This window comes from Kitasatospora sp. NPDC057198 (assembly GCF_042670125.1).
In the GTDB taxonomy this organism is placed as follows: Bacteria; Actinomycetota; Actinomycetes; order Streptomycetales; family Streptomycetaceae; genus Kitasatospora.
The window spans coordinates 1-18,061 of sequence record NZ_JBHUWH010000123.1 but is presented as its reverse complement, the minus strand read 5'-3'; the positions used below and the strand labels follow the sequence as shown (position 1 = coordinate 18,061).

Annotated in this window: 15 protein-coding genes; 7 read left to right on the top strand and 8 right to left on the bottom strand. The window is 73.7% G+C overall.

Annotated elements, in window-relative coordinates:
• Positions 1-110: 110 nt before the first annotated feature.
• The 4 genes from ACFUEL_RS16470 to ACFUEL_RS16455 form a co-directional block, all read right to left on the bottom strand.
• Positions 111-1,196, bottom strand: coding sequence for an NAD(P)/FAD-dependent oxidoreductase (locus tag ACFUEL_RS16470; protein WP_380236940.1), 1,086 nt, complete (start codon positions 1,194-1,196; stop codon positions 111-113).
• A gap of 81 nt (positions 1,197-1,277) precedes the next feature.
• Positions 1,278-2,252, bottom strand: a complete 975-nt coding sequence (sigJ, locus tag ACFUEL_RS16465; protein ID WP_380236939.1) for an RNA polymerase sigma factor SigJ — start codon at positions 2,250-2,252, stop codon at positions 1,278-1,280.
• A gap of 119 nt (positions 2,253-2,371) precedes the next feature.
• On the bottom strand, positions 2,372-4,270 hold the full coding sequence (locus tag ACFUEL_RS16460) for an ABC transporter ATP-binding protein (protein ID WP_380236941.1): 1,899 nt from the start codon (positions 4,268-4,270) through the stop codon (positions 2,372-2,374).
• 143 nt (positions 4,271-4,413) lie between these two features.
• Positions 4,414-6,147: an ABC transporter ATP-binding protein gene (locus ACFUEL_RS16455; protein WP_380236938.1), complete on the bottom strand. Its 1,734-nt coding sequence runs from the start codon at positions 6,145-6,147 to the stop codon at positions 4,414-4,416.
• A 249-nt stretch (positions 6,148-6,396) separates the two neighbouring features.
• On the opposite strand from ACFUEL_RS16455, the gene ACFUEL_RS16450 reads away from it, so the two are divergent.
• The 4 genes from ACFUEL_RS16450 to ACFUEL_RS16435 all read left to right on the top strand — a co-directional run bounded on the left by ACFUEL_RS16450 (position 6,397) and on the right by ACFUEL_RS16435 (position 11,119).
• Positions 6,397-8,298, top strand: coding sequence for an AMP-dependent synthetase/ligase (locus ACFUEL_RS16450; RefSeq protein WP_380236937.1), 1,902 nt, complete (start codon positions 6,397-6,399; stop codon positions 8,296-8,298).
• A 71-nt stretch (positions 8,299-8,369) separates the two neighbouring features.
• Positions 8,370-9,599 (top strand): radical SAM family heme chaperone HemW, encoded by a 1,230-nt coding sequence (gene hemW / locus ACFUEL_RS16445; protein WP_380236936.1) that lies wholly within the window; start codon positions 8,370-8,372, stop codon positions 9,597-9,599.
• A gap of 126 nt (positions 9,600-9,725) precedes the next feature.
• Positions 9,726-10,361: an RNA polymerase sigma factor gene (locus ACFUEL_RS16440; protein ID WP_380236935.1), complete on the top strand. Its 636-nt coding sequence runs from the start codon at positions 9,726-9,728 to the stop codon at positions 10,359-10,361.
• A complete protein-coding gene (locus tag ACFUEL_RS16435) occupies positions 10,358-11,119 on the top strand; it encodes a hypothetical protein (RefSeq protein ID WP_380236934.1) in 762 nt (253 codons plus the stop codon). The genes ACFUEL_RS16440 and ACFUEL_RS16435 overlap by 4 nt, the downstream gene beginning before the upstream one ends.
• Positions 11,120-11,125: 6 nt before the next feature.
• On the opposite strand, the gene ACFUEL_RS16430 is transcribed toward ACFUEL_RS16435, so the two are convergent.
• Positions 11,126-11,971 carry a DUF3097 domain-containing protein gene (locus ACFUEL_RS16430; RefSeq protein ID WP_380236933.1) on the bottom strand — a complete coding sequence of 282 codons (846 nt, stop codon included), beginning with the start codon at positions 11,969-11,971 and terminating at the stop codon, positions 11,126-11,128.
• Between the two features lie 30 nt (positions 11,972-12,001).
• Positions 12,002-12,781, bottom strand: a complete 780-nt coding sequence (locus ACFUEL_RS16425; RefSeq protein ID WP_380236932.1) for a DUF2785 domain-containing protein — start codon at positions 12,779-12,781, stop codon at positions 12,002-12,004.
• 90 nt (positions 12,782-12,871) lie between these two features.
• Between ACFUEL_RS16425 and ACFUEL_RS16420 the strand changes: the two genes are divergently transcribed.
• Positions 12,872-13,729: a hypothetical protein gene (locus ACFUEL_RS16420; protein WP_380236931.1), complete on the top strand. Its 858-nt coding sequence runs from the start codon at positions 12,872-12,874 to the stop codon at positions 13,727-13,729.
• Positions 13,730-13,786: 57 nt separating this feature from the next.
• On the opposite strand, the gene ACFUEL_RS16415 is transcribed toward ACFUEL_RS16420, so the two are convergent.
• Both ACFUEL_RS16415 and htpX read right to left on the bottom strand, forming a co-directional pair.
• Positions 13,787-14,374: a hypothetical protein gene (locus ACFUEL_RS16415; protein WP_380236930.1), complete on the bottom strand. Its 588-nt coding sequence runs from the start codon at positions 14,372-14,374 to the stop codon at positions 13,787-13,789.
• Between the two features lie 36 nt (positions 14,375-14,410).
• Positions 14,411-15,331 carry a zinc metalloprotease HtpX gene (gene htpX / locus ACFUEL_RS16410; protein WP_380236929.1) on the bottom strand — a complete coding sequence of 307 codons (921 nt, stop codon included), beginning with the start codon at positions 15,329-15,331 and terminating at the stop codon, positions 14,411-14,413.
• Positions 15,332-15,630: 299 nt separating this feature from the next.
• On the opposite strand from htpX, the gene hrcA reads away from it, so the two are divergent.
• On the top strand, positions 15,631-16,704 hold the full coding sequence (gene hrcA / locus ACFUEL_RS16405; protein ID WP_380236928.1) for a heat-inducible transcriptional repressor HrcA: 1,074 nt from the start codon (positions 15,631-15,633) through the stop codon (positions 16,702-16,704).
• A gap of 93 nt (positions 16,705-16,797) precedes the next feature.
• A complete protein-coding gene (dnaJ, locus tag ACFUEL_RS16400; RefSeq protein WP_380236927.1) occupies positions 16,798-17,934 on the top strand; it encodes a molecular chaperone DnaJ in 1,137 nt (378 codons plus the stop codon).
• Positions 17,935-18,061: the final 127 nt, after the last annotated feature.

Sequence of the window (18,061 nt, the reverse complement as noted above, 5' to 3'; positions counted from 1 at the left end):
GTGGAGGGACGGTGTGGCCCCCTTGTTGAAGAAGTCGTTCGGGTCAGGGGGGTTGTAGGGCGGGCCGGCACCTCCCCGGATCGGGGGCGGGGGGCCGGCCCGCCGGCGTTTCAGCGCAGCGACAGCGGCAGGCCCTTGACGATGCCGGCCTTGACCAGCCGCCCGGTCAGGCCGGTCAGCACCCGGGGCCGCACCGAGTCGTCGCCGTGGATCAGCTGCACCAGCGCCTCGCCGCGCCCCAGGCTCAGGCACTGGGTGACGTACCGGTACGAGAACGGCGCCCCGGTGCGGCCGGTGAGCAGTTTGGCCAGGTAGCGGCCCTGCGGTGCCGCGGTGGCGCAGGCCATCCGCAGTTCGCCGATGCCGGGCACCTCGACGGTGGCGGCGTCGCCGACCACGTACACCTCGGGGTGCGAGCGCGAGCGCAGGTGGTCGTCGACCAGGGCGCGGCCGCGTTCGTTGACGGCCAGGCCGCAGGCGGCGGCCAGCGGGTGCGGCTCCATCGAGGCGGCCCACACCACCACCTCCGCCGGGACGTCCCCGTTCTCGCAGGTCAGCCCGTCCGCCGTGACGGCGGTGACCCGGTGGTGCTCGTCGACCCGCACCCCGAGGCGGCCGAGCACCGCCAGGACGTGCGCCCGGCCGCGCTCCGACAGCCAGCCGCCGACCGGGCCGGCGGCGACCAGCCGGACCCGCCGGGCCGGGTACGCCTCGGCCAGTTCGGCGGCCAGTTCGATGCCGGTCGCCCCGCCGCCGACCACGGCCAGCGTGCCCGTCCCGGGGCCTTCGGCGAGCCGGCGGCGCAACTCCTCGGCGCGCTCCGCCGAGTACGCGTGCTCGGCGGCGCCCGGCACGCCGCCCCAGGCGGTGCGGCTGCCGAGCGCGTACACCAGGGTGTCGTACCCGATCCGCCCGCCGTCCTCGGTGTGCACCTCGCGGGCGGCCAGGTCGAGCGCGACCGCCCGGGTGGCCCGGTGGACGACCCGGCGCCCGCGCAGCACGTGGGCGATCTCGGGGCGGGCCACCCGGTGGCCGGCGGCGATCTCGTGCTGCCGGACGCGGTGGCCGAAGCGCCGCTCGGGGGCGACCAGGGTGACCCTCCCCGGTCCGCGCCCGATCCCGGCGGCTGCGGACAGCCCCGCGTAGCCCGCGCCGATCACCACGACGTGCTTGCCGGTCATCCCGTTCTCGGTCATCCCGTCCTCCTCCGTGACGCCGCCGGTGGCGGTTGTGGAAGGGGGACGGGGCGGCCCGCCGGAACGTGACCGTGATCCGGGTCACACCTGCTGGAGGTGCCCGAGCTTCGCCGGGTTGACCATCACGTACACGGCGGTGACCAGGCCGTTCTCGACGGTGAACGCCATCACGCCGCCGACCGTGCCGGGCGCCGCGTACCAGACCGCGCCCGGCTCGCCGTTGACCACGGCCGGGACGATCGGGTGCTCCGCGTCGACCACGCGGGTGGTGAGCTTGCGCAGCAGCCGGGCGACGTACGGCGCGCCGTGCACCGGGCGGCGCGCCGCGTTGACGACGCCGCCGCCGTCGGCGTGCCAGACCACCTCGGGGTCGAGCATCGACACCAGCGCGGCCAGGTCGCCGCCGGCCGCCGCGGCGGTGAACGCCGACACCACCCGGTGGTGCTCGGCCGGGTCGACCGAGCCGCGCCGGCCGCCGTCCCGGATCCGGCGGCGGGCCCGCGAGGCGAGCTGGCGGGTGGCCTCGGGGGAGCGCTCCAGGGCCGGGGCGATCTCGTCGAAGCCGACCGCGAACACGTCGTGCAGCACGAACGCCGCCCGCTCGGCCGGGGTCAGCTGCTCCATCACCGCCAGCATCGCCACCGACACCTGCTCGCCCAGCACGGCCAGTTCGGCCGGTTCGGCGGGGGAGCCCGGGGCCGTCAGCACCGGCTCCGGCAGCCACTCGCCGACGTACGCCTCCCGGCGGGCCCGGGCCGAGCCCAGCTGGTCGTAGCAGAGCCGGGTCACCACCGTGGTCAGGTACGCGCGCGGGTCGGCGACGTCCGACCGGTCGGCGGACTGCCAGCGCAGCCAGGCGTCCTGCAGCACGTCCTCGGCGTCGGCGACCGAGCCCAGCAGGCGGTAGGCGACCGCGCCCAGGTAGCGGCGCTCGGCCTGGAAGGCGGCGGCCGCGGCCTCGGCGGCGCTGTCGGCGCTGCCGGTGGCGGCGGTGGTGGCGGTGGTGGCGTCGGTGGCGGCGCTGCCGGCGGTGGCGTCGGTGTTCCGTTCGGGCACCCGGCCACGGTAGCGCGGTGAACGGCGGCCGCGGCAGCCGGTGCTGACCCCGCCTCAGGAACGGGCCGGGGGAGGCCCGCCGCGGCGGACCTCCCCCGGTGCGCCGGAGCGGTGCGGCGTCAGTCGACCTCGGCCACGGCCTGGGCGAACTGGGCCTGGTAGAGGCGGGCGTAGGCGCCGTCGGCGGCGATCAGCTCGTCGTGGTCGCCCTGTTCGACGATCGAGCCGTTCTCCATCACCAGGATCACGTCGGCGTCCCGGATGGTGGAGAGGCGGTGGGCGATCACGAAACTGGTGCGGCCGGTGCGCAGTTCGGCCATCGCGCGCTGGATCAGCACCTCGGTGCGGGTGTCGACGGAGCTGGTGGCCTCGTCCAGGACCAGGATCGAGGGCTGGGCGAGGAAGGCGCGGGCGATGGTGATCAGCTGCTTCTCGCCGGCGCTGACGCCGGTGCCCTCGTCGTCCAGGACGGTGTCGTAGCCCTCGGGCAGGGTCCGCACGAAGCGGTCGACGTGGGCGGCCTTCGCCGCCGCGACGACCTGTTCGCGGGTGGCGGACTCGGCGCCGTACGCGATGTTCTCGGCGATGGTGCCGCCGAACAGCCAGGTGTCCTGGAGGACCATGCCGATGCCGGAGCGCAGGTCCTCGCGGGACATCGCGGCGATGTCCACGCCGTCCAGGGTGATCCGGCCGCCGCTGACCTCGTAGAAGCGCATCAGCAGGTTGACCATGGTGGTCTTGCCGGCGCCGGTCGGGCCGACGATGGCCACCGTGTGGCCGGGCTCGACCTTCAGGGACAGGCCGTCGATGAGCGGCTTGGCGGGGTCGTAGCGGAAGGAGACGTCCTCGAAGGCGACCCGGCCGCGGAGTTCGGCGGGGCGCTCGGGGTGCTGGGGCTCGGGGGACTGCTCCTCGGCGTCCAGCAGTTCGAAGACCCGCTCGGCGGAGGCCACGCCGGACTGCACCAGGTTGGCCATCGAGGCGACCTGGCTGAGCGGCTGGCTGAACTGCCGGGAGTACTGGATGAACGCCTGCACGTCACCGATCGACAGCGCGCCGGAGGCCACCCGCAGGCCGCCGACCACCGCGACCAGCACGTAGTTGATGTTGCCGACCAGCATCATCGCGGGCTGGATGATGCCGGAGATGAACTGCGCCTTGAAGGACGCCTCGTAGAGCGCCTGGTTCTCCTGCTCGAAGAGCTCGGCGGCCTCCTTCTGGCGGCCGAAGACCTTCACCAGGCTGTGCCCGGTGAACATCTCCTCGATGTGCGCGTTCAGCTTGCCGGTGGAGCCCCACTGCTTGATGAACTGCGGCTGGGCGCGCTTGCCGACCTTGGTGGCGACGACCACCGAGACCGGCACCGAGACCAGCGCGATCACGGCCAGCAGCGGGGAGATCCAGAACATCATCGCCAGCACGCCGACGATGGTGAGCAGCGAGTTCACCACCTGGCCCATGGTCTGCTGCATGGACTGGTTGATGTTGTCGATGTCGTTGGTGACCCGGCTGAGCACCTCGCCGCGCGACTGCCGGTCGAAGTAGCTGAGCGGCAGCCGGGACAGCTTCGCCTCGACCTCCTCGCGCAGCCGGAACACCGTCCGGTTGATCGCCAGCGCGGCCAGCCGGCCCTGCACCACGCCGAACAGGACCGCGGCCAGGTAGATGCCGAGCACCCAGAGCAGGACGCTGCCGATGGCGCCGAAGTCCATGCCCTGGCCGGGCGTGAAGTCGATGGTGGAGAGCAGGTCGGCCAGGGAGCCCTCGCCCTTGGCGCGCATCGCGTCCAGGACGGCCTGCTTGCTGGGGGCTCCGGCGAACTGCGGCCCGGTGGCGCCGGCCACGATCAGGTCGGTCGCCCTGCCGAGCACCCGGGGGCCGGCCACCTGGCAGCCGATGGCGAGCACGCCGAAGCCCAGTACGGTGAACAGCAGTTTGCGCTCGGGCCCGAGCAGGGTGAACAGGCGCTTCGCGGAGCCGCCGAAGTCCTTGGACTTCTCGGTGCCCTGGGCGCCCATGAACCGGCCCGGACCGCCCCCGCCGCGCCGGGCGGCGGCCTCCTGCGAGGAGGACTTCGCCGCGGCGTCCGGCGACGGCGCCCCGGCCTTGGACAGGTCGGGCGCGCCGGGGGTCTCGGGAGACTCGGGGGTCTCGGGGCTGGTCACGCCGCCTCCTGCTCGGTGAGCTGGGAGAGCACGATCTCCCGGTACGTCGGGTTGTCGGCCATCAGTTCCCGGTGGGTGCCGGTGCCGACGACGGCGCCCTCGTCGAGGACGACGATCCGGTCCGCGTCGCGGATGGTGGAGACCCGCTGGGCGACGATCACCACGGTGGCGTCGCCGGTCTCCTGGGCGAGCGCGGCGCGCAGCCGGGCGTCGGTGGCGTAGTCGAGGGCCGAGAAGGAGTCGTCGAACAGGTAGATCTCGGGCTTGCGGACCAGCGCGCGGGCGATCGCCAGGCGCTGGCGCTGCCCGCCGGAGACGTTGGTGCCGCCCTGGGCGATCGGGGCGTCCAGGCCCTCGGGGAGCTTCTGCACGAAGTCCTTGGCCTGGGCGGTCTCCAGCGCCTGCCAGAGCTCCTCGTCGGTGGCGTCGGGCTTGCCGTAGCGCAGGTTGGAGGCGACGGTGCCGGAGAACAGGTACGGCTTCTGCGGGACGAGGCCGATGATCTCGGAGAGCTTGACCGGGTCGAGTTCGCGGACGTCCACGCCGTCGATCAGGACCTGGCCGCCGGTGGCGTCGAACAGCCGGGGGACCAGCCCGAGCAGGGTGGTCTTGCCGGAGCCGGTGGAGCCGATGACGGCGGTGGTCTGCCCGGGGCGGGCGGTCAGGTCGATGCCGCGCAGCACCGGGGCCTCGGCGCCCGGGTAGCGGAAGTCGACGCCGCGCAGTTCCAGGCTGCCGCGGTCGCGCAGTTCGGTGACCGGGTGCAGCGGCGCGACGACGCTGGACTCGGTGTCCAGCACCTCCTGGATGCGCTCGGCGCAGACCTCGGCGCGCGGCACCATCATGAACATGAAGGTGGCCATCATGACGCTCATCAGGATCTGCATCAGGTAGGAGAGGAACGCGGTGAGCGCGCCGATCTGCATGCCACCGCTCTCGATCCGGTGCGCGCCGAACCAGAAGACGGCGACGCTGGAGACGTTCACCACGCCCATCACGATCGGGAACATCAGCGACATCAGCCGGCCCACCCGCAGCGAGTAGTCGGCGAGTTCGCCGTTGGCTCCGGTGAAGCGGGCCTTCTCGTGGTCGTCCTTGACGAAGGCCCGGATGACCCGGATGCCGGTGATCTGCTCGCGCATGATCCGGTTGACCGCGTCGATCCGGGTCTGCATGCCGCGGAACTGCGGACGCATCCTGGAGACCAGCACGGTGACCACCGCGCCCAGCACGGGCACCACGGCCAGCAGCAGGGCGGACAGCGGCACGTCCTGGTTGAGCGCCATGACGACGCCGCCGACGCACATGATCGGCGCGGCGACCATCAGCGTGAAGGTCATCAGGGCCAGCATCTGGACCTGCTGGACGTCGTTGGTGGTCCGGGTGATCAGCGAGGGGGCGCCGAACTGGTTGAGTTCACGGGCGGAGAAGTCCTGCACCCGGGAGAACACCGCGCCGCGGATGTCCCGGCCGATGGCCATGGCGGTGCGCGCGCCGTAGTGGACCGCGCCGATCGAGCAGACGGCCTGGGCGAGCGACACGCCGACCATCACGCCGCCGACGCGCAGGATGTAGCCGGTGTCGCCCTTGAGCACGCCGCTGTCGATGATGTCCGCGTTCAGCGTCGGCAGGTACAGCATGCCGATGGTGGACACCAGCTGCAGCAGCACCAGCAGGGTGATGTCCCGGGAGTAGGGGGTCAGATGGGCTCGTAGGAGTCTGAAAAGCACCGTGACACTCTCGTCTGCGAAGGGGATATGCGCATCCCAAATTCGGGTACCTGTGGGAAAGCTTCACGTCGGAACCGCTGCTGCACTGCCGACCCAGGGGTGTGCCGCCTCGCGTCACCCCCTTACGGATCGGCTCCCCACCCCCTAGGCTGCTGGTGCCCTCTTGTTACTCGCCGGTTAAGTCGGTGTCCGGCCGCCCCGCGGCCGGTGTCCGCCCACGCTCGGTCCACCTGTCCCCGGAGGTCCCCGTTGAGTCCAGTGCAGTCCGTGATCGAGCGGCGTCCGCCCTCCGTGGCGCACCTGTTGCTCAGCAGGGTAAGGGCCACCCCGAACGGCGAGGCGTACCGGTACCCGGTTCCGGTGGACGAGCAGGCCGCGGACAGCGCGCCGGGCGCCGAGCAGTGGCGCTCGCTGACCTGGGCGCAGGCGTACCGGCGGATCGCCGCGGTGGCGGCCGGGCTGATGGCGCTGGGCGTACGGGCCGAGGACCGGGTCGCGATCGCCTCCGCCACCCGGATCGAGTGGATCATCGCCGACCTGGGCAACATGTGCGCCGGCGCGGCCACCACCACCGTCTACCCGAGCACCAACGCCGACGAGACCGCGTTCATCCTGGCCAACTCCGGCAGCCGCGCGCTGTTCGCCGAGAACGAGGGCCAGCTGCGCAAGGCCGTCGAGCAGAAGGACGCGCTGCCCGCGCTGGAGTGGGTGGTCCTGTTCGACGCCCCGGACGGCGGGCTGCCGCAGGCCGACGGCCTGACCGTGCTCACCCTGGCCGAGCTGGAGGAGCGCGGCACCGCCTACCTGGCCGAGCACCCGGACGCGGTGGAGAAGGCCGTCGACTCGCTCGACAAGGAGCAGCTCGCCACCCTGATCTACACCTCCGGCACCACCGGCCGCCCCAAGGGCGTGCGCCTGGTGCACGACTGCTGGGCGTACGAGGGCGTGGCGCAGGAGGAGAGCGGGCTGCTGCGCGCGGACGACGTGCAGTTCATGTGGCTGCCGCTGTCGCACGTGTTCGGCAAGACGCTGATCTCCGGGCAGATCGCCACCGGCCACGTGATGGCGGTGGACGGCCGGGTGGACCGGATCATCCACAACCTGCCGGAGATCCGCCCGACCCTGATGGCCTCCGCGCCGCGGATCTTCGAGAAGGTCTACAACGGCATCGCGGGCAAGGCCCGGGCCGAGGGCGGCGCCAAGTACAAGATCTTCATGTGGGCGGCCAAGGTGGCCCGCGAGTACGCGCAGACCGTCCAGGCCGCGCAGATCGCCACCGGCCGGGAGAGCGCCCCGCTGGGCCTGCGGCTGCGGCACTCGCTGGCTGACAGGCTGGTGTACACCAAGATCCGGGCCGCGTTCGGCGGCCGGCTGCGCGGCGCGGTGTCCGGCAGCGCGGCGCTGGCCCCGGAGATCGGCTACTTCTTCAAGGGCGCGGGCGTCCCGGTGCTGGAGGGCTACGGCCTGACCGAGACCTCGGCCGGCTCCACGGTCAACCGGGCCGAGGACTTCCGGGTCGGCACCGTCGGCCCGCCGCTGCCCGGCACCGAGGTCCGGATCGGCGAGGACGGCGAGATCCTGCTGCGCGGCCCCGGCGTGATGCGCGGCTACCACGAGATGCCCGAGCAGACCGCCGAGGTGCTGGAGCCGGACGGCTGGTTCCACACCGGCGACATCGGCGAGCTGACCGAGGGCGGCTACCTGCGGATCACCGACCGCAAGAAGGACATGTTCAAGACCTCCAACGGCAAGTACGTCGCCCCCAGCGAGGTGGAGGGCAAGTTCAAGGCGATCTGCCCGTTCGTCAGCAACGTCCTGGTGATCGGCCACGGCCGCACCTACTGCACCGCGCTGATCGGCCTGGACGAGACGGTGATCATGCCGTGGGCCGCCGAGCACGGCCTGGCCGGCAAGCCGTACGCCCAGGTGGTCGCCGACCCGGCCACCGTCGAGCTGATCGACGGCTTCGTGCAGCGCCTCAACGGCGGGCTGCAGCGCTGGCAGACGATCAAGAAGTTCACGCTGCTGCCGCGCGACCTGGACATCGAGCACGGCGAGCTCACCCCGAGCCTGAAGATCAAGCGCCCGGTGGTCGAGCGGACGTACGCCGACGAGGTCAGCGCGATGTACACGGGCACCAACGAGGCGTGAGCCCGCCGCCCGTCCGGTGCGGCCCTCGGCCCCCTTTCGGGTTTCGCCGGCCGCTACCGGACAATGGGCGCATGCCCTCCGCACTCCCCGACGGCGAACCCGTGCCGTCCGACGGCTCGCTGCCCGCCCACGCCCTGCACGGACTCGGCGGGCGGCCGTTCGGCTTCTACCTGCACGTGCCGTACTGCGCCAGCCGCTGCGGCTACTGCGACTTCAACACCTACACCGCCACCGAACTGCGCTCCTCCGGCGCCGTCGCCTCGCAGGAGACGTACGCGGACAACGTGATCGCCGAGATCCGGCTGGCCCGCCGCGTCCTCGGCGACGCGGACCTGCCGGTCGGGACGGTCTTCCTCGGCGGCGGCACCCCGACCCTGCTGCCCGCCCGCGACCTGGTGCGGATGCTGGCCGCGCTGCGCGAGGAGTTCGGGCTCGCCCCCGGCGCCGAGGTCACCACCGAGGCCAACCCGGAGTCCGTCGACCCGGCGTACCTGGCCGAACTGCGCGCGGGCGGCTACAACCGGATCTCCTTCGGCATGCAGAGCGCCCGCCCGCACGTGCTCGCCCTGCTCGACCGCCACCACACCCCCGGCCGCCCCGAAGCCTGCGTCGCCGAGGCCCGCGCGGCCGGCTTCGAGCACGTCAACCTCGACCTGATCTACGGCACCCCCGGCGAGAGCGACCAGGACTGGCAGGCGTCGCTGGACGCGGCGATCGGCGCCGGACCGGACCACGTCTCCGCCTACTCGCTGATCGTCGAGGACGGCACCCGGCTGGCCGCCCGGGTCAAGCGCGGCGAACTGCCGATGATCGACGACGACGTGCACGCCGACCGCTACCTGATGGCCGAGACGGCGCTCGCCGCCGCCGGGTACCACTGGTACGAGGTCTCCAACTGGGCCACCGCCCCCGAGGGCCGCTGCCGCCACAACGAGCTCTACTGGACCGGCGCCGACTGGTGGGGCGCCGGCCCCGGCGCGCACAGCCACGTCGGCGGCGTCCGCTGGTGGAACGCCAAGCACCCCGCCGCGTACGCGCAGGCCCTCGCCGAGGGCCGCACCCCCGCGCTCGGCCGCGAGGTGCTGGCCGACGAGGACCGCCGGGTCGAGCGGATCCTGCTCGAACTGCGCCTGGTCGAGGGCTGCCCGCTCGACCTGCTCACCGCGGCCGGCCGCGCCGCCGCCGACCGGGCGCTCGCCGACGGCCTGCTGGAGCCCGTACCGTACGCGGCGGGCCGGGCGGCGCTGACCCTGCGCGGGCGGCTGCTGGCGGACGGGGTGGTCCGCGACCTGGTCGACTGAGCCCGGGACGGGGCGGGGCGGGACGGGACGAGGGCGGTGGCGGGGGCGGGGTGAAACGGTCCGGCGCGCTGCGGCCAAGTACTCGGTGAAGGAACCGCACGGGTTCCCCGACCGAGGAAGGGACGCATGCGCATACCCGAGCGACCACGGCGCGCCGCGAGTCCCGAGGACCGCCCGCCGGAACTGACCACCCCGGACGGCTTCGGCGCGTTCTACCACCAGCACGTCGACGCGGTACTCGGCTTCGTCACCCGCCGGGTCAGCGACCCGCACCTGGCCGCCGACCTGACCGCCGACATCTTCGTCGCCGCCCTGGAGGCCGCCGACGGCTACCGGCCCGAGCGCGGCAGCGCGATCGGCTGGCTGTACGGCATCGCCCGCAACACCATCGCCGGACACCGCCGGGGCGGCGACCGCGAGCGCCGCGCGCTCGGCCGGCTGCAGGGCCGCCGGCTGCTCGCCGAGGAGGACATCCTCGCCCTGGAGGAGCGGATCGACGCCGAGCGCGCCGTCCGCGACCTCGCGCAGCGGCACGCCGGGCTCAGCGCCCCGCTGCGCGAGGTCCTCGACCTGGTCGTCATGGACGGCCTGAGCACCGCCGAGGCGGCCCAGGCCCTCGGCGTCTCCCAGGCCACCGTCCGGGTCCGGATGCACCGCGCCCGCCGCCGGCTGGGTGCCGGGCCCGAGGCCGCCCGCCCGGCCGTCGAGCCGCCGCTCCGCCGCCCCGCCAAAGCCGAACTGATGCTCGAGGTGACCCCGTGACCAGCGCCGACCGCACCCCGTCCGCCCCGACCACCGCCGCCTTCGAGCGCAAGCTCGGTGAGGAACTGATCGCCATGGCCGCCGAGCGCGCCGCCGCCGTCCCTGCTCAGCGCCGCAGTGCGGTGCGCCGCCGCCCGCTGCTCGCCGCCCTCGCGGTCGGCGCGGCGGCCGTCACCACCGCCGTGGTGCTGCCCGCCGTGCTCGGCGGCGAGCACGGCGGCAACGCCGCGTACGCGGTCACCGAGGAGTCCGACGGCACCTTCCTGCTCGAACTGCGCGACCCGGCCGGACTGCCGGACATGGTCGCCGAGTTGCAGGCGCACGGCGTGAAGGCGGCCGGGCTCAAGCGCGTGCAGGGTGCCGCCGACGACTGTCCGGTCGCCCCCGAGCAGCGGTCGCTGGCCCCGGACGCGGTCCGGCCCGCCCACGGCGCCCAGCACAACGGGACGGTGATCGACCCCGCGAAGATCCCGGCCGGCGCGACGGTGCTGCTGCGGTTCTGGGCCTACGACGGCGGACAGTGGATCTTCAACGCCACGGTGACCGACACGGTGCCCGTCTGCCTGCCCGCGCTGCGCGGCACCCAGCTGCGCCAGCAGAGCCCCTCGCCGACCGGTGCCCCGCCGACCGGCGTCGCCCCGGCCGGGGAGGTGACGCCGATCCCGACCGCGCCCGTCCCCTCCGGCACCGGGATCCCGACCCCGTCCGGCAGCCCGGGCGGCTGGAACGCCGAACTGGTCGAACCGTCATGGGACTGAGCGCCGTCAGCCGTCCGCCCCGCCGGGCAGGGTGACGAAGTCGATCAACTCCTCGACCCGTCCCAGCAGTTCCGGCTCCAGGTCCTTCCAGCCGTCGACCGCGGCGAGGATCCGCTTCCAGGCGGCGGGGGTGTCCACCGGCCAGCCCAGCCGGCGGCACACCCCCTCCTTCCAGACCTCGCCGCGCGGCACCTCGGGCCACCCGGCGATGCCCAGGGCGGAGGGTTTGACGGCCTGCCAGACGTCCACGTACGGGTGGCCGACGACCAGCACGTGGTCGCCGGTCACCCGTTCGGCGATCCGGTGCTCCTTGGTGCCGGGCAGCAGGTGGTCGACCAGCACGCCCAGTCGGCGGCCGGGGCCGGGGGCGAAGGCGTCGACGATGGCGGGCAGGTCGTCCACGCCCTCCAGGTACTCCACCACCACGCCCTCGATCCGCAGGTCGTCGCCCCAGACCCGTTCGACCAGCTCGGCGTCGTGCCGGCCCTCGACGTAGATCCGCGACTCGCGGGCCACCCGGGCCCGCGCCCCCGGCACCGCCACCGAACCGGAGGCCGTCCGCCCCGGGCCGCGCGGCGGGGCCGGAGCCGCCGCGGCGGGCCGCACCAGCGTCACCGCCCGTCCCTCCAGCAGGAACCCGCGCGGTACCAGCGGGAACACCCGCTGCTTGCCGAAGCGGTCCTCCAGCGTGACGGTGAACCCCTCGGCCGTCCGCTCGCAGCGCACCACCGCCCCGCAGAACCCGGTGGCCGCCTCCTCCACCACCAGGTCCCGCTCCGCCGCCACCTCCGGGGCGGGCTGCTGCCGCTTCCACGGCGGGGTCAGATCCGGCCCGTACTCCCTGCTCCGCATGGGTGGCAGTCTACGGAAGGAGACGGCCCGTCAGCCGGTCCAGCCCACGTACGGTGCCGCGACCGCCAGCACCCCGGCGATCCGCTCGGCGACGGCCGCGCCGTGCGGCAGTGCCCGCACCTGCGGCGAGCGCCAGGCCGGACGGACGCCGCGCACCGCCGGCAGGTGCACCACCCGCAGGGTGCGCAGGGTGTTGGAGACCTCGGCGGGCACCGGGCCGGGCCGCCCCGCCGCGAAGACGTCGGCCACCGCGTCCAGCCGGCCGACCTCCTGGCGCTCCGTCAGCTCCGACCGGGTCAGGGTCAGGGCGAGCGCGTGGCCGAGGCGGTCGTCCTCCATGGCATCGAAGACGTGGTCGGTCGGGGCGAGCAGCCGGGCCGCGCCGAGCACGGTCAGCGGCTCGGGGTCGACCTCCGGGTGCTGCCCGAACGCGGCGAGCAGGTCGGCGCCATGCGCGACCGCGTGCAGCCAGCCGAGCTCGGGGTGGTGGCCGCGCAGGTCGGTCTCGGCCGGGTACCAGCGGGCGAAGGCGTCCGGCCAGTCGGGCCGCAGGGTGCCGGCCCGCGCCACAGCGGCCAGCACCAGCGGGGCGAACGTCCGGGCCTGGACCTCGGAATCTGTGAAGCGGGCCGCCATCGCGTCGCCGAGCGCCGGCCGGCGCTCCTCCGGCAGCCCGGGTACCCAGCCGGCCAGCCGCGGGTAGGCGCGCTCGTCGCGCTCCACGGGGTCGGGTGAGCGCAACGCCGCGCTGACGGCGGCCAGTTCGGCGTCGGAGGGGGCACGGTCGGGGAGGGAGCTCCAGTCGATCACGGCTGACCACCCCGGGTGCACCGCCCGGCCGGCGGCGTGCGATATTTTCCGGCAGTCGCGGCGGGCGACGCGGCGGGCGGAGGGGAACGGGTGTACGGGCGGCGGCGGTGGTGGTGGACGGCGGTGGTGGCCGTCGCGGTGGTGCTGGGCGCGGCCGTCGGCTACTCGGAGGGCGGCGAGGGGAGCGGTGCCGCCCGGAAGGCCGGTGACGCGGCGGCCACCGGTGACGCGGCGGCCACCAGCGGGACGGCCACGGACGGGACGGTCGGCGGCGGTGGGAAGGCGGGAACGGGCAGTGGCGGGGCCGGCAGCACCGGCGGGCGGGCGCCGCGAGTGCTGCGGGACGGGCTGCTGACCCAGCTGCGGCTGCCGGTCGGCTTCACGCTGAACACCAGCGAGGTGGAGTCGACGACCACCCGGGCGCCCGGCGGCCCGGCCGACCCGAGCCCGGAACCGCTGGCGTCGATCTCCTGTGACGACATCGGGGTCAGCGCCTACGTGACCAGGCACGCCCCGCCGCTGGAGGACGTCGCGGTGGGGCTGCAGCGCTACCCGGCCGACGACGACGCGGAGGACCTGGGCTGGTTCGGCCAGGAGTCGCTGGACCGCTACCCGCCAGGCCGGGCCGCCCAGGTGGTCGCCGAGCTGCGGGCCGCCGCGCTGCGCTGCGCCGGGCCCGTCGCCAGGGGCGACGGGAGCGACCGGATGGAGCGGACCGTCACCGCCGAGCCGCTCGACGGCGGCCCGCTCGGCGAGGGCCTGCTGCTGCGCAGGGCCGATCACTCCGACGCCCTCGACCTCACCTGGGTCGAGCGGACCGCCGTGCTGCCCGCCGGCGACGACGTGCTGCTGATCGTCCAGGAGGTGGTCAGCGAGCAGGAGTCCCCGGACCTGCTGCGGGCCGTCAGCGCGGCCGCGGCCGCCTACCGGAGCGCCCCCGCCGGGTGAGCGTCTCCGCCGGGTGAGTGCCCTCTGCCGGGTGGGGGGCCGGGCGGGGGCGGGGGCTCAGTCCTCGATGCCCGGCGCGCCCCAGACCGGGAACCAGCGCGACAGGTCCGACTCGATCCGCAGGTCGTCGCGGAGCAGGTTCGAGACCTCGATCTCCAGCGGGTTGTTCCGCTTCTCCTGCCCGGCGACCTTGCACATCGGGTAGAAGGTGCCGCGCTTGTACAGGTACACCAGCGCCAGCGAGCGGCCCTCGCCGTCCCGGAAGCCGACCAGCGAGCAGAGCAGTTGCGGCCCGAAGCCGTTCGCCTCCAGTTCGCTGTTGACCGCGTGCAGGTCGTTGACCAGGTCGGGCAGCTCGTCGGGGGTGTGTCGGGCCAGCAGCCAGGAGTACCCGTACGCGTCCCGGGACGCCTCGACCGGGACGCCGCCGCGCCCGGTGTCCGCGTCCAGCAGCGCCCGGACCTGCTGCTGCACCTCGGTGAACGCCGCGCCCTCGACCGCGGCGAAGCACACCGAGCCGAGGCCGGTCGGCTCGAACCCCTTGGCGGCCCGCAGGGTCAGCGCCGCCGACGGGACGCCGAACAGCTGGTCGAGGTCGGGCTTGACCGGCTTGCTCCGGCCGAACAGGGCGTCCAGGAATCCCACGTGCAGCGCTCCTCGTGTCGGGGGGAGGGGGCGGGCTCAGTGCCCGAGTTCCTCGGAGACCTTCCGCAGCTGCGCCAGCCGCTGCTCCAGCGACGGGTGGGTGGCCAGCAGCTGCGAGGCCGTCTCCCGGGCGCTCAGCGCCGGGGCGAAGTAGAAGGCGTTGTACGGCTGGGCCTGCCGCAGGTCCTTGGTCGGGATGGCGGCGATCTGCCCGGTCACCTTGGTCAGTGCCGAGGCCAGTGCCGCGGGCCGGCCGGTCAGCTGGGCGGCGGCCCGGTCGGCGGCCAGCTCGCGGTAGCGGGACAGCAGCCTGGTCAGCAGGAAGCTGATCGCGTACACCACCATCGAGGCCAGCGGGATCAGCACCATCGCGATCGCCGCGTTCTGGTCGTTGCTGTTGCGGTTGCCGCCGCCCATCATGCCGCCGTACAGGGCGATCCTGGTCATCGCGCCGGCCAGCACGCCGAGGAAGCCGGCCACCGTCATCACCGCGACGTCCCGGTGCGCGACGTGCGACAGCTCGTGGGCCAGCACGCCCTCCAGCTCCTCCGGCTCCAGGCGGCGCAGCAGCCCGGTGGTCACGCAGACCACCGCGTTCTGCGGGTTGCGGCCGGTGGCGAAGGCGTTGGGCATGTCGTTGTCGGCGACCGCGACCCGCGGCTTGGGCATGTCGGCCAGCGCGCACAGCCGGTCCACCGCGCCGTGCAGCTGCGGGTACTGCTCGGGGGTGACCCGGTGGGCGCCCATCGCCCGCTCGGTGATCCTGTCGGAGAACCAGAACTGGGCGACGAACAGGCCGCCGGAGATCAGCACCACCAGCGGCCAGGCGCCGCGCAGCAGCACGATCAGCAGACCGGTGAAGCCCACGTAGAGCAGCCCGATCAGGAACATGGTGGTGACCATCCGGCCGGTCAGGCCGCGGTCGGGGGCGAACCTGGAGTGCTGGGAAGCCGACATCGCTGCTCCTCCTCTGCCTCGCGCGGGCCGGGCCCGGCCGCTCGCCCGGCTGCCCCGCTCGCCTTCGATGCTGCCACCGGGCGGGCCCGGGGGCACCATCCGAAACGGTGGGAATTCGGTGGGAACGGGACACGCCCCGGGCGCGTCGCGGGTTCTTCGGACGAGGATCACGCGGGCGCACCGTTCCTGCCGTCAGGCCCTGGCCGTACACTGGCACGTACGGTTCTGGCACTCTGCCCAGCTGAGTGCCAATCCGGAGCGGACACCGGAACAACGGACGACGACGGAGGTGCGTGCCCATGCCGGACGACGGCAAGCCCGACGGCCGACTCATCGACACGCGCCCGTCCGCCCGGCCGCTCGACGAGCGGCGGCTCGCGGTGCTCCGGGCGATCGTCCAGGACTACGTGGGCACCGAGGAGCCGGTCGGCTCCAAGGCCCTGGTGGAGCGGCACAACCTGGGCGTCTCCCCGGCCACCGTCCGCAACGACATGTCCGCGCTGGAGGAGGAGGGGTACATCCACCAGCCGCACACCAGTGCGGGCCGGATCCCCACCGACAAGGGCTACCGGCTGTTCGTCGACCGGCTGGCCGAGGTCAAGCCGATGACCGCCCCGGAGCGCCGGGCGATCCGGCACTTCCTGGAGGGCGCGGTCGACCTGGACGACGTGGTGGCCCGGACGGTGCGGCTGCTCGCCCAGCTGACCCGGCAGGTCGCGGTCGTCCAGTACCCCTCGCTGACCCGCTCCACCGTGCGGCACATCGAACTGGTGTCGCTCACCCCGACCAAGCTGATGCTGGTGCTGATCACCAACACCGGCCGGGTCGAGCAGCGGATGGTCGACTGCCCGGCCCCGGTCGGCGAGGCCCTGCTCGGCGACCTGCGGGCCAGGCTGAACGGCATGGCGGGCGGCTGCCGGCTGCCCGAGGTGCCGACCGTCCTGGAGGACCTGCCGGCCGGCTTCGAGGCCGCCGACCGGCCCGCCGTCAGCACCGTGCTGGCGGTCCTGTTCGAGGCGCTGGCCGAACAGAACGAGGAGCGGATCATGCTGGCGGGCACCGCCAACCTGACCCGCTTCGGCCACGACTTCCCGCTCACCATCCGCCCGGTCCTGGAGGCCCTGGAGGAGCAGGTGGTGCTGTTGCGCCTGCTGGGTGAGACGGCGGACTCCGCGATGACGGTCCGGATCGGCCACGAGATCGCGTACGAGGGGCTCAATTCCACGTCCGTGGTCTCGGTCGGTTACGGTTCGGGCGACCAGAGCGTGGCAAAGCTGGGAGTGATCGGTCCGACCCGGATGGATTACCCGGGCACAATGGGGGCGGTGCGCGCGGTGGCACGGTACGTCGGCCAGATCCTGGCGGAGTCGTAACGGAACGGCGCAGGCGCAGCGGGAAGCGGAACGGCGCAACAAGCAGCGTGCTGTCGCAGGCACTTCTAGAGGCGGAACAAACCGGAGCATTTGGTGGCCACGGACTACTACGCGGTACTCGGCGTCCGACGCGACGCGGGGCAGGACGAGATCAAGAAGGCGTTCCGGCGCCTCGCCCGTGAACTGCACCCGGACGTCAACCCGGACCCGAAGACGCAGGAGCGGTTCAAGGAGATCAACGCCGCCTACGAGGTGCTCTCCGACCCGCAGAAGCGTCAGGTCTACGACCTGGGCGGCGACCCGCTGTCGCCGGGCGGCGGCGGGGGCGGCTTCGGCGCGGGCGCGGCCGGGTTCGGCTTCTCCGACATCATGGACGCCTTCTTCGGCGCCGCCACCGGCCAGCGCGGCCCGCGCTCGCGCACCCGGCGCGGCCAGGACGCCATGATCCGGCTGGAGATCACCCTGGAGGAGGCCGCCTTCGGCACCACCAAGGAACTCCAGGTCGACACCGCCGTCACCTGCACCACCTGCAGTGGCGAGGGCGCAGCCCCCGGCACCTCCGCGCAGACCTGCGACATGTGCCGCGGCAAGGGCGAGGTCTCCCAGGTCACCCGGTCCTTCCTGGGCCAGGTCATGACCTCCCGCCCCTGCCCGCAGTGCCAGGGCTTCGGCACCGTCGTCCCCACCCCCTGCCCCGAGTGCGCGGGCGACGGCCGGGTCCGCGCCCGGCGCACCCTCACCGTCAAGATCCCGGCCGGCGTCGACAACGGCACCCGGATCCAGCTGGCCGGCGAGGGCGAGGTCGGCCCCGGCGGCGGCCCGGCCGGCGACCTGTACGTCGAGATCGCCGAGACCAGCCACCCGACCTTCCAGCGGCGCGGGGACGACCTGCACTGCACCGTCACCATCCCGATGACCGCCGCGTCGCTCGGCACCCAGGTGCCGCTGCAGACCCTCGACGGCCTGGAGGAGGTCGACATCCGGCCCGGCACCCAGTCCGGCCAGTCGATCCCGCTGCACGGCCGCGGCATCACCCACCTGCGCGGCGGCGGCCGGGGCGACCTGATAGTGCACGTCGAGGTGCAGACGCCCACCAAGCTCGACCCGGAGCAGGAGGAACTGCTGCGGCGGCTCGCCATGCTCCGCGGCGAGGAGCGTCCCTCCGGGCAGTTCGCGCCCGGCCAGCAGGGCCTGTTCTCCCGGCTGAAGGACGCCTTCAACGGCCGGTGAGACCCGTACGACCCGGGCCGGGAGCGGCGGGAGGGGCTGTGCGCCCCCGCCGGTCCCGGCCGGTTTTTTTGACGGGCCCCGTGACGGGCTCCTGCTGAGAGGACCGCTGCACCGATGACCGCACCCG

Excerpts from the sequence above, each read along its gene's own strand:
- ACFUEL_RS16430 (WP_380236933.1), bottom strand. The coding sequence starts at position 11,971 with ATGCGGAGCAGGGAGTACGGGCCGGATCTGACCCCGCCGTGGAAGCGG.
- hrcA (WP_380236928.1), top strand. The coding sequence starts at position 15,631 with ATGCCGGACGACGGCAAGCCCGACGGCCGACTCATCGACACGCGCCCG.
- ACFUEL_RS16440 (WP_380236935.1), top strand. The coding sequence starts at position 9,726 with ATGCGCATACCCGAGCGACCACGGCGCGCCGCGAGTCCCGAGGACCGC.
- ACFUEL_RS16460 (WP_380236941.1), bottom strand. The coding sequence starts at position 4,270 with ATGGGCGCCCAGGGCACCGAGAAGTCCAAGGACTTCGGCGGCTCCGCG.
- hemW (WP_380236936.1), top strand. The coding sequence starts at position 8,370 with ATGCCCTCCGCACTCCCCGACGGCGAACCCGTGCCGTCCGACGGCTCG.
- htpX (WP_380236929.1), bottom strand. The coding sequence starts at position 15,331 with ATGTCGGCTTCCCAGCACTCCAGGTTCGCCCCCGACCGCGGCCTGACC.
- ACFUEL_RS16470 (WP_380236940.1), bottom strand. The coding sequence starts at position 1,196 with ATGACCGAGAACGGGATGACCGGCAAGCACGTCGTGGTGATCGGCGCG.